Below are 9766 nucleotides of genomic sequence, written 5' to 3'. Positions count from 1 at the left end.
ATTTGGGTAGTAAAATATGTATCCCATTTACTTGTGCCTCTGGTAACAATATTAGGACTGCCGAAACCATAAATAGAACGGCCGTTTTGGCTGGGTGTTGGATTTGCGGTTACCACATTATATTGTGGGGCAATGTTTGCAAAATCAGCTATTCGGCTCGCCCCAGTTAGAGCCGAGTAGTCTTCACCAGCACGGTTGGATAATACAGCTCCAATTGGTGAAATCGGACCTAGTACAGCTGGGTCAGGAAAATCAGTTTTAGCTACATCATCCAGATAATCAAAAGGAGTGATGCGGAAACCGCCTTCAAATCCCAGATCAAACTTTTCACTTAATTTAACTTTTAACCCTAAACCTACTGGAAAGACAGGCTGAATTAACGAGTAGGATTTGGGGTAGGTATTATCAATTCCTTGCCCAGATGTTTGTTTGTCTTTTAAGGTTGTCCATACCCCCAAAGTAACAACTCCAGACCCTGGATCAACTTCGGCAACATCTCTTGCTTTTGGATTGTGGGCGTAAAAACCGAAACCAATAAAACTGTAAGGCATGATGACACTACGCCCTTGTGGGCCTTTACTATATTGAGGCAAAAGATTGAATAAACCTGTAAGACTAAACTCTTTTATGTCATTTCTAAAATGTAGATTACGGATAAATTGACCACTAAACTTTTCTAAATTACGCTGTGAGTAGGTATAATCATCACCAAGAATCCTGGCCCAAGTGAAACCCACACGAGCTGCTACTTGTGGAGACAACTGACGAGTATAATTAATGGTAGCATTCCATCGTACATTGGTAATAAGACCATAGTAAAAATACTTGTATGAAGAAAGGTCACCAAAATAGTGCGAACTACCACCACCAATACCTACGGTAGAATATTGATTGAGTTTATTTTTTTTGCTGAAAATACCAGATTGAGCGAAGTTTTCTTGAGTTGCCAAAAGCACTATCGAAAAACTTAGTATTAGGCCAAATGCCAGTTTGTTAGGTTTTAACAATTTCATACGAATTAGTAAGGTTTGTCGAAATATTTAACGTAATCACAGAAAGTTTTATTGTTAATTTCGGGCATCAATACCCCATTTTAGTTTTCCTCGTAGTGTACTTAGGAAATCATCGCCCTCCATTCTGACCATTTTTGCTTTGAAATCTTCTTTCTTAACGGTTATGGTAGTTTCTTCGTCAGAGCCAATAATTTTCGCTCTCGAATCCATCGACACCAGAAAATTATTACTTCTACTTTCTACTTTGAAAGAAATAACACTGTCGTCGGAAACAATCATTGGTCGAACAAATAAATTGTGCGGACAGATTGGTGTAATGATAAAATTGGCCGAATGAGGCATCACCAATGGCCCACCGCAGCTCAACGAATATCCTGTAGAACCCGTGGCTGTTGCAACCATCAGACCATCAGCCCAATAGGTATTCAGAAACTCCCCGTTGATATAGGCATGAACCACAATCATTGAAGACGTATCTGTTTTTGAAATGGCTATCTCGTTAAGTGCAAAATTCGTGCCCTCCTCAAATAGCTCGGTCTGAGAACTTGCCGAAATCATAGTTCGCTCGTCAACTGTGTAATAACCATTAATTAGTTGATAGACAGTTCGTTGGATTTTTTCGGGAGAAATAGCGGCCAAAAAACCTAAACGACCAAAATTGAAGCCCAGAATCGGAATCTCACGCTTGCCTACGTGGGCGAGGGTTTCGAGGAAAGTTCCATCGCCTCCGAGACTAAAAGCAAAGTCGGCATCGAAGATTTCGTCGGGTGTAGTATAAACGGCTTTGGTATCCAACCGAATCCCAGATTGTAGAAGAATACGCTTAAATGGCTCAGAAACCTGTATTTCAACTTTGTGTTGCTTCAATTCGTCGAAAACCTGCTGAATATACGGAACAGATTCTACACTAAATTTTCGACCGTGAATGGCTATTTTCATTGGAAACCACCCCCCCGCCCCTAAAGGGAGGCTTGTGTTTACATTCGTTTGAGGCAAAATACTAAGGGCAAAAATACAAAGGCAATGTTACAAAAGCTATTTTTAATCATCACAAATCAAAACCTTCGCCTTGTGTAGGAATAAAAACGTCTTGAAAACCAGCCTTATTTAGGCGGTTTTTAAACATGAGTTGATTATCAGTTTCGCCATGAACTAAGAAAAGTTTCTTTACTTTAGAGGCATCCTGACACGAAAGATGTTTTATCATTTCTTTATAATCAGCATGAGCAGAAAACGAGTCCATGATTTCGATGTCAGCCTTACGTTTGAAAGTTTCTCCGAAAATTCTTACTTCAGTCGGCTTTGTTTTTAGAATCGCCCCCAGACTTCCTGGTGAACAATAGCCGACCAATAAGATAGTAGTTGATGGTTTTTCAACGTTGTTTTTGATGTGGTGTTTGATACGCCCAGCTTCGGCCATGCCTGACGATGAAATGATAATACAAGGCTCTTTACTCTCATTCAAAGCCTTCGACTGCATAACATCGCTTATATAATGTAAATTTTCGAAATTAAACGCATCGCCATCTCGCTTGATATATGCCAAAATTTCGGGGTTGAAACATTCTTCGTTGTCTTTCATGGCCATTGTGGCTTTTACCGACAGTGGGCTATCAACATAAACTGGTATTTGTGGCAAAAGGCCTTCATGAGAAAGTTGGTCGAGGGCATAAATGAGTTCTTGTGTTCGGTCAACAGCAAATGCTGGAATAAGCAGTTTGCCTTTTTTCTCGATACAAGTTTGATAAACTATTCGCAGCAGGTGTGTTTTCATATCGGCTTCTGGTTCGTGTAGTTTATTGCCGTAAGTCGATTCACAAACAATGTAGTCCGCCTGTGGAAATGGCACGGGGCTTCTCAAAATCTTATCGTCAGGTCGGCCAATATCACCCGTAAAAAACAAAGTTTTGGTTTTATATTCTTCCTCGAAAGTCAAATAAATACCCGCACTTCCAAGTAGATGGCCCGCATCGTAGAATTTAGCAATTACACCTTCTTCTATCACAAAAGGGTGTTCATAATCTACTGTTTTGAAGAGTTTCAGGGCTGCTTCTACGTCATCGGCATTGTAGAGCAGCTCGTATGGTTCTTCGTTTCGGCCAATTCTTCGTTTATTGATGCGTTCGAGGTCTTTTTCTTGAATATGAGCCGAATCCATCAACATTATTTCGCACAAATCTTTAGTGGCGGGTGTGGCGTAGATAGTTCCTTTGAAGCCTTTTCTAACCAAACGAGGCACAAGACCAGTGTGGTCGATGTGAGCGTGGCTTAAAATAAGAAAATCTACCTCTTTGGGGTCAAACCCAAATTGTAGATTTAATTCAGTTGTGCCGATTCCTTGAAAAAGGCCACAATCCAGTAATATTTTTGTTCCCTTGTTGGTTGTAATGAGGTGTTTGCTGCCCGTAACTCGTTGAGCCGCTCCGTAGAATTGAATTTTCATAATACTCAGCCCAAATGGCGTTTTGTTGTTTTTATGCAAATAAGAGAAAAATTTTTTGTCAAAAAAAGACCCGTAAAAGAAATGTTGATTAATGGCTTAATTGAGTTCAGAAGTTATTTGATAATTACCCCAAAATTTTAGAATAATCAGTAAAATGGTTTTATTTGTAAAAAAATGCAGTAAAAATGACTTATCCAGTTGCCGAAATACAGCAAATAATAAGCGAAGAACACCAAAGTCGCTTAATAGATATGAGTATGTTTGAGATGACAGACGATGTTTTTTTTGCTTTCTGTCAAGCTAATGACCACCTAAAACTCGAAAGAAACCCCGACGGAACAATTCTATTTATGGCACTTACAGGAGGAATTTCAGGAGAAAATAACTCCGAGATTACAACAGATTTGAATATTTGGAAACGCCGTAATGGCGGTCATGTTTATGATTCATCAACGGGTTTCAGATTAGTTGACGGATCGGTGCGTTCGCCTGATGCTGCTTGGGTAAGCGAAGAAAAATATGCTCAAATTTCGGAAGAAGACCGTAGAAAACATTTGCCAATTGCTCCCGAATTTATCGTGGAACTCATGTCAGAAACCGATAGCTTGAAAGAAGCTCAAAATAAAATGCTTTCTTATATTGAAAATGGTGTTTTGTTAGGATGGTTGATTAATCCCAAAATGGAAACTGTTTACATCTATCGTGCTGATGGCACAATTTCTAAAGTAGAGGGTTTTTCTCAAACTCTTTCGGGCGAGCAAGTTTTGGCAGGTTTTGAGTTTGATTTAAGCTTATTGAAAAAATAAATTGAGTTATAAAAAAGAAGGGTTGAAGTGTAGTTTTTATACTTCAACCCTTCTTTTTTATTTATGCTGAAACTTACAAATTCACGCCACGTTTCCACGGAATGAAATCGTCTTGACCTAAAAGTTCGGCTTTTGTTAGGTAATCTCCGTTGGCGAGTCCAATCAACCAATTCAACAAAGATTCAGCATTTTGCTCAATAGTTTCTTCGCCCGTGATGATTTTACCACAACTGAAATCAATAATATCAGGCATTTTTTCGGCCAATTTATTATTAGTCGAAATCTTAACGGTTGGCGTTACTGGGTTTCCTGTTGGTGTGCCAAGCCCAGTTGTAAATAATATGATTGTCGCACTCGAAGCGGCCATTCCTGTTGTTGCCAAAACATCATTTCCAGGCGTACAAAGTAAATGCAAGCCACCTTGTGTAGGTTGTTCGGTATAATTTAAGACATCGGCTACTGGGGCATTTCCGCCTTTTTTGGCGGCACCTGCCGACTTGATAGCGTCAGTAATTAATCCATCTTTGATATTTCCGACCGACGGATTCATATCGAAAGTTGCTCCTACGGCGGCTGCTTGGTCGGAGTATTCTTTCATTAAATCGGCAAATTTTTGTGCTTTGGCTTCATCAACACAACGGTTGATTAATTCTTGCTCAACGCCACAAAGCTCTGGAAATTCTGCCAAAAGCGTCGTTCCGCCCAAACTTACCATAATATCAGATAAATGTCCGATAGCTGGGTTGGCCGAAATCCCCGAAAAACCATCCGAGCCACCGCATTTCAAACCAATGGTTAATTTGCTGATGGGAGCTGGCTGACGAGTTTGTTTATTGATTTCGATGATACCTTTGAATGTCTCACGAATGGCATCCGACATCATCGTGTGTTCGGTTCCGTAGGTTTGTTGGTCGAAATATAAAATCGGACGCTCGAACTGAGGGTCACGTTTCAGAATTTGCTCTTTCAGATAATCAATCTGTGATTTTTGGCAACCTAAACTCAAGACAGTTACACCCGCTACGTTGGGGTTGACAATCATTCCTGCAAACAAATCGCAAAGAGCATCAGTATCTTGATTAGTGCCTCCACAACCCGTTTCGTGCGTCAAGAATTTGATACCGTCAACATTTTGGAAAATATGCGTAGGCGAAATTTTGATTTTTTCGCTGCTTGGGTCGGCCAAGGTGATAGTGTCGAGGGCTTCGGTATTTCCCGAATGAAATGCCGCCAATAAATCTCTCACTTGATTACGGTAGATTTCGGGTTGAGCATAGCCAAGTTCACGCTCAAACGCATCTTTCATAATCATGATATTGCGGTTTTCGCAAAAAACCAAAGGCACAACCAACCAGTAATTACGAGTGCCTACACTGCCATTGGCTCTATGATAACCATTGAAAGTTTTACTTTTCCATGATTCTACATCGAGCGGAGTCCATACAGGAGCAGGTTGACGTTTTTCAACCGAATAAGGATCTGACTCGTGTTTGAGATTGAAAGTGGTTATTTGAGCTCCACGTTTGATGGGCTGCGTAGCTTTTCCTACCAAAACGCCGTACATGGTCACGTGGTCGCCTACCGATAAATCTTCAGTAACAAATTTATGTTTTGCTTCAATATCGTGTTGGATTTCGTAACTTTCGTTGTCGTAATTTACAGTTTCTCCACCTTTTAGGTTTTGTAAAGCAACAATTACGTTGTCGTTTTTATGTAGTTTCAGAACAGTGTGCATAGCCATGTACCCCAAAAATATTATAGGTTGAATAATTATTTTAGCAAATGTAGTTGCAATTTATTTTTTGTTCCAGAATTGACAAGTAATTTTGAAGGGGAAAAGTGGTGTTTTTTGGCCAAATATCAAAAAAATATTAGAATTAAGTTATTTTTCACAAAAACCGATTTTGTAAAAAATAGCATTCCGTATAAAAATCATATTAATCTTTTTAATCATCGTCTAAAATGTTTCGTCTTGACAATAAAGTAGCCATCGTTACGGGTGGAGCCAGTGGTATCGGACTTTCTATCTCTCGACTCTTTGCCCAGCAAGGGGCGGTCGTACATATTTTGGAACTTAATATCGACCAAGCCGAGCGAGAGGCCGACCTCATTAACGCCAATGGTGGCGAAGCGTATTTTCATAAAGTAGATGTATCGAAGCAGAAAGAAGTTAAGAAGGTTATTGATAAAATAGCGAAGGAAAATGCCATTGATATTTTGGTGAATAATGCAGGAATAGCCCACGTAGGAACCGTAGAATCGACAACCGAAGAAGATTTAGACCGCATTTACAATGTAAACGTGAAAGGAACTTATAATTGTCTGCATTCGGTTATTCCTTACATGAAAGACCGTGGTGGCGTAATTCTGAATGTGGCTTCGATTGCAGCAACGGTTGGGATTCCAGACCGATTTGCCTATTCGATGTCGAAAGGGGCGGTTTATACCATGACTTTACAGGTGGCAAAAGATTATTTGAAATATAACATTCGTTGTAATAGCCTTTCACCCGCTCGTGTACATACGCCATTTGTGGATGGTTTCTTGAAAAAAACCTACCCAGGTAAGGAGAAAGAAATGTTTGATAAACTTTCAAAAACTCAGCCAATCGGACGAATGGCAAAACCCGATGAAATTGGTTCGCTGGCGGTGTATCTTTGCTCTGATGAGGCAGGGTTTATCACAGGTTGCGATTATCTAATTGATGGTGGTTTTGTGAAATTGAATAATTAAATCGTGGGGCGAACATCCTGTTCGCCGTATAAAATAAATATTCGTAAAAGTGACAGATTACAAATCTGTCCTACATTGATTGCTGTTAATAACTTGTTAAAGAATGGTAACTTTTAAGTGTTTTTCTTAAAAATCGACTAATTTGCTATTCAAAACATCAAAAAATACATGAAAAAGACATTTTTGCTTGGCAGTTTTCTTCTTATCATCAATTTTGCGTTTGCACAAGGCATAGCGTTTGAACCCACTATTGAGGCCGCTTTTCAGAAAGCAAAGGCTTCAGGAAAGAACGTTTTTGTGGAATGTTATTCGCCACATTGCCCGATTTGTATGAGCTTAGAGCCAACGCTTAAAAATGCTGAAGTGGGTAAATTCTACAACCAAAATTTTGTAAGTTTCAAACTCAACGTTGAAGATGCTAAACAAGTAGCTTTTTTGAACAAAAAGAATATCTTTTTACCCGGGTTTCCATTATTCTTCTATTTCGATAAAGACCAAAATCTCATTCATAATACCGACCCAACCAATACTCCGAAAGATTTTATCAAGCACGCCCAAACCGCCCTCGACCCAAATCAACAAACGGGTGGCTTTTGGAAGAAATTTCAAGCAGGCGATAGAGACATCAATACAATGGTTGGTTTGGCGTACTATCTACGTATTACGCAAGATACACTAAAAAACAAGCAAGTAGCCGATGCACTTTATGCTGCTTATCCAAAAGACCAGCTGGGCGATAAATTTAGTTGGGCTATCATGAAGAAGTGTATCATGGATTTGGATAATGGTTTTTCGCAATTTTGGTTAAATAATTTGGCTATTGGCGGAAAATACGAAGCCGCTGAAGGTCATGCAGGGCAAGAAGGGAATGCCCTCGGACGATTGCTTCAATTAGAGATTTTTTCTCCTAAAGCATCTACTTATTCTCTCGCCAAAGTAAATACACTTAAGCGTTATATGGAACTATTGGGTGCGGGGCCTTACGTTACAGCAAATACTTGGCAAATCGAATGCCCAGCTTTGCTCCGTGAACAAGGGCAAGATGTAGCATTTAATTTCTTGAAAGGTTTAATAAATGCTCAAACCCAGCCTCAATTACTGGTTTATTACGTTACGTTCTACAACAATACATTCCCCGACGGGAAATTTGCAGCTGAAGTCCGACGATGGCTATCTTCTGCTCGACCACAACTCAAAACAGAGCAAGAGATAGCTAATCTTAACTACGAATCTGCTCGCTTGTATCAGAAATCGGGTGATTTAGCCAATGCTAAGAAAGACATCGCTGCTGCAAAAACCAGCATTACGGCCGCAAAAGCAAAGGTAACTGACCCGAATCTCAAGAAAGTGGTAGCTTCTATCGAAACAAGTATCAATAAATTGGCTGGGGAGTTGAAATAAAACCCCACCCATACCCTCCCCGATGGGGAGGGCTGAATTCCTCTAATAAAAATTAAAAATAAACTTACCATAAAATCTCCCTCCCTATCGGGGGAGGCAGGGGTGGGGTCTAAAATTATGACATTATTTAACGTATATCCTCTTTACGACATCGAGCCTGTAAAAGCTCAAGGTTCTTATCTTTGGGACAAGAACGGACAAGAATATCTCGACCTTTATGGTGGCCATGCCGTTATTTCGGTGGGGCACACGCACCCATATTATGTACGAAAAATTACTCAGCAATTAAAGAACATAGGTTTTTACTCAAATTCTGTAAAAATTCCTTCGCAAGAAGAATTGGCCGATAAATTGGGTAAACTCTCTGGCTTGAAAGATTATTTTTTGTTTTTGGTAAATTCGGGAGCAGAAGCCAACGAAAATGCCTTGAAATTGGCGTCTTTTTATAATGGCAGAAAGAAAGTGATTGCTTTCTCGAAAGGTTTTCACGGGCGAACATCGGCTGCGGTTGCTGTAACTGATAATCCGTCGATTCAAGCACCGATTAACTTTGCTGACCACGTACAAATTCTGCCTTATAATGATGTAGAAGCAGTAAAAAAAGCAGTTGATAACGAAACCTGTGCGGTAATTGTTGAGGGTATTCAAGGTGTAGGAGGAATCAATGTTGCTACCGATGAATTCATGAAAGCTATCCGTAAGGCTTGCGATAAAACTGGGGCGATTTTTATCCATGATTCGGTACAATGCGGATATGGTCGTTCGGGAAAATTCTTTACGTTTCAGCATAGCGGAGTAAAACCAGATATTATCTCAACTGCCAAAGGTATGGGAAATGGCTTCCCGATTGGTGGGGTTTTAATTTCTCCAAAATTCCAAGCAAAACACGGAATGTTGGGTACAACTTTCGGTGGAAACCATCTGGCTTGTACGGCCGCCAATGCAGTTTTGGATATTATCAAAAAAGAAAAATTGATTCAAAACGCAGCCAATATTGGTGATTATTTTATGGAGAATCTCAAAGGAATGCCGGGAATAAAAGAATTGCGTGGACAAGGCTTAATGATAGGAATTGAGTTTGAAAAACCAGTTGGGCCAATCAGAAATTCGTTGTTATTCGACCATAAAATCTTCACGGGTGTAGCGGGCAATCACACGATGCGTCTATTGCCAAGTTTAGCCGTTACAACCAAAGAAGCTGATATTTTCTTAGATGCTTTGAAGAAAGTATTGGCGAATGGATAATGTATAATTGAAAATGGAGAATGTTGTGTAAACGCACAATCATTCTCCATTTTTCATTCTTAATTATCCATTAAACTTCTCCTTCCACCGCCAATAAATAAAGCCTCATGCTTTGAGCTTCGTTG

At 39.8% G+C, this 9766-nt stretch carries 8 protein-coding genes; 4 read left to right on the top strand and 4 right to left on the bottom strand.

Going from position 1 to position 9766, the window contains the following annotated elements; all coding sequences use genetic code 11:
• The 3 genes from ACOVO2_RS25550 to ACOVO2_RS25540 form a co-directional block, all read right to left on the bottom strand.
• On the bottom strand, positions 1–1013 hold a 1013-nt coding region (locus tag ACOVO2_RS25550; RefSeq protein WP_421772696.1), incomplete at its 3' end, for a DUF6089 family protein.
• A 54-nt stretch (positions 1014–1067) separates the two neighbouring features.
• Entirely contained in the window at positions 1068–1952 is an 885-nt protein-coding gene (locus ACOVO2_RS25545; protein ID WP_188770482.1) for an NAD kinase, read from the bottom strand.
• 109 nt (positions 1953–2061) lie between these two features.
• Complete coding sequence (locus ACOVO2_RS25540; RefSeq protein ID WP_421772695.1) at positions 2062–3456, bottom strand: MBL fold metallo-hydrolase; 1395 nt, start codon at positions 3454–3456, stop codon at positions 2062–2064.
• Between the two features lie 185 nt (positions 3457–3641).
• On the opposite strand from ACOVO2_RS25540, the gene ACOVO2_RS25535 reads away from it, so the two are divergent.
• Positions 3642–4262, top strand: coding sequence for a Uma2 family endonuclease (locus ACOVO2_RS25535; RefSeq protein WP_421772694.1), 621 nt, complete (start codon positions 3642–3644; stop codon positions 4260–4262).
• A 73-nt stretch (positions 4263–4335) separates the two neighbouring features.
• Here ACOVO2_RS25535 and ACOVO2_RS25530 read toward each other — a convergent pair whose 3' ends face one another.
• Positions 4336–5997 carry a UxaA family hydrolase gene (locus tag ACOVO2_RS25530; protein ID WP_421772698.1) on the bottom strand — a complete coding sequence of 554 codons (1662 nt, stop codon included), beginning with the start codon at positions 5995–5997 and terminating at the stop codon, positions 4336–4338.
• Between the two features lie 227 nt (positions 5998–6224).
• Here ACOVO2_RS25530 and ACOVO2_RS25525 point away from each other — a divergent pair, with 227 nt between their 5' ends.
• The 3 genes from ACOVO2_RS25525 (at position 6225) to ACOVO2_RS25515 (ending at position 9641) form a co-directional block, all read left to right on the top strand.
• Positions 6225–6995 (top strand): SDR family NAD(P)-dependent oxidoreductase, encoded by a 771-nt coding sequence (locus ACOVO2_RS25525; protein ID WP_188770476.1) that lies wholly within the window; start codon positions 6225–6227, stop codon positions 6993–6995.
• Positions 6996–7163: 168 nt separating this feature from the next.
• Positions 7164–8396 (top strand): thioredoxin family protein, encoded by a 1233-nt coding sequence (locus ACOVO2_RS25520; RefSeq protein WP_421772693.1) that lies wholly within the window; start codon positions 7164–7166, stop codon positions 8394–8396.
• Between the two features lie 114 nt (positions 8397–8510).
• A complete protein-coding gene (locus tag ACOVO2_RS25515) occupies positions 8511–9641 on the top strand; it encodes an aspartate aminotransferase family protein (protein WP_421772697.1) in 1131 nt (376 codons plus the stop codon).
• Positions 9642–9766 lie beyond the last annotated feature (125 nt).

Origin of the sequence: Emticicia sp. (assembly GCF_049241225.1) — a bacterium.
Lineage (GTDB): Bacteria > Bacteroidota > Bacteroidia > Cytophagales > Spirosomataceae > Emticicia.
The sequence above is the reverse complement of the archived record's forward strand: the minus strand, read 5'-3'. Positions and strand labels throughout refer to the sequence as shown.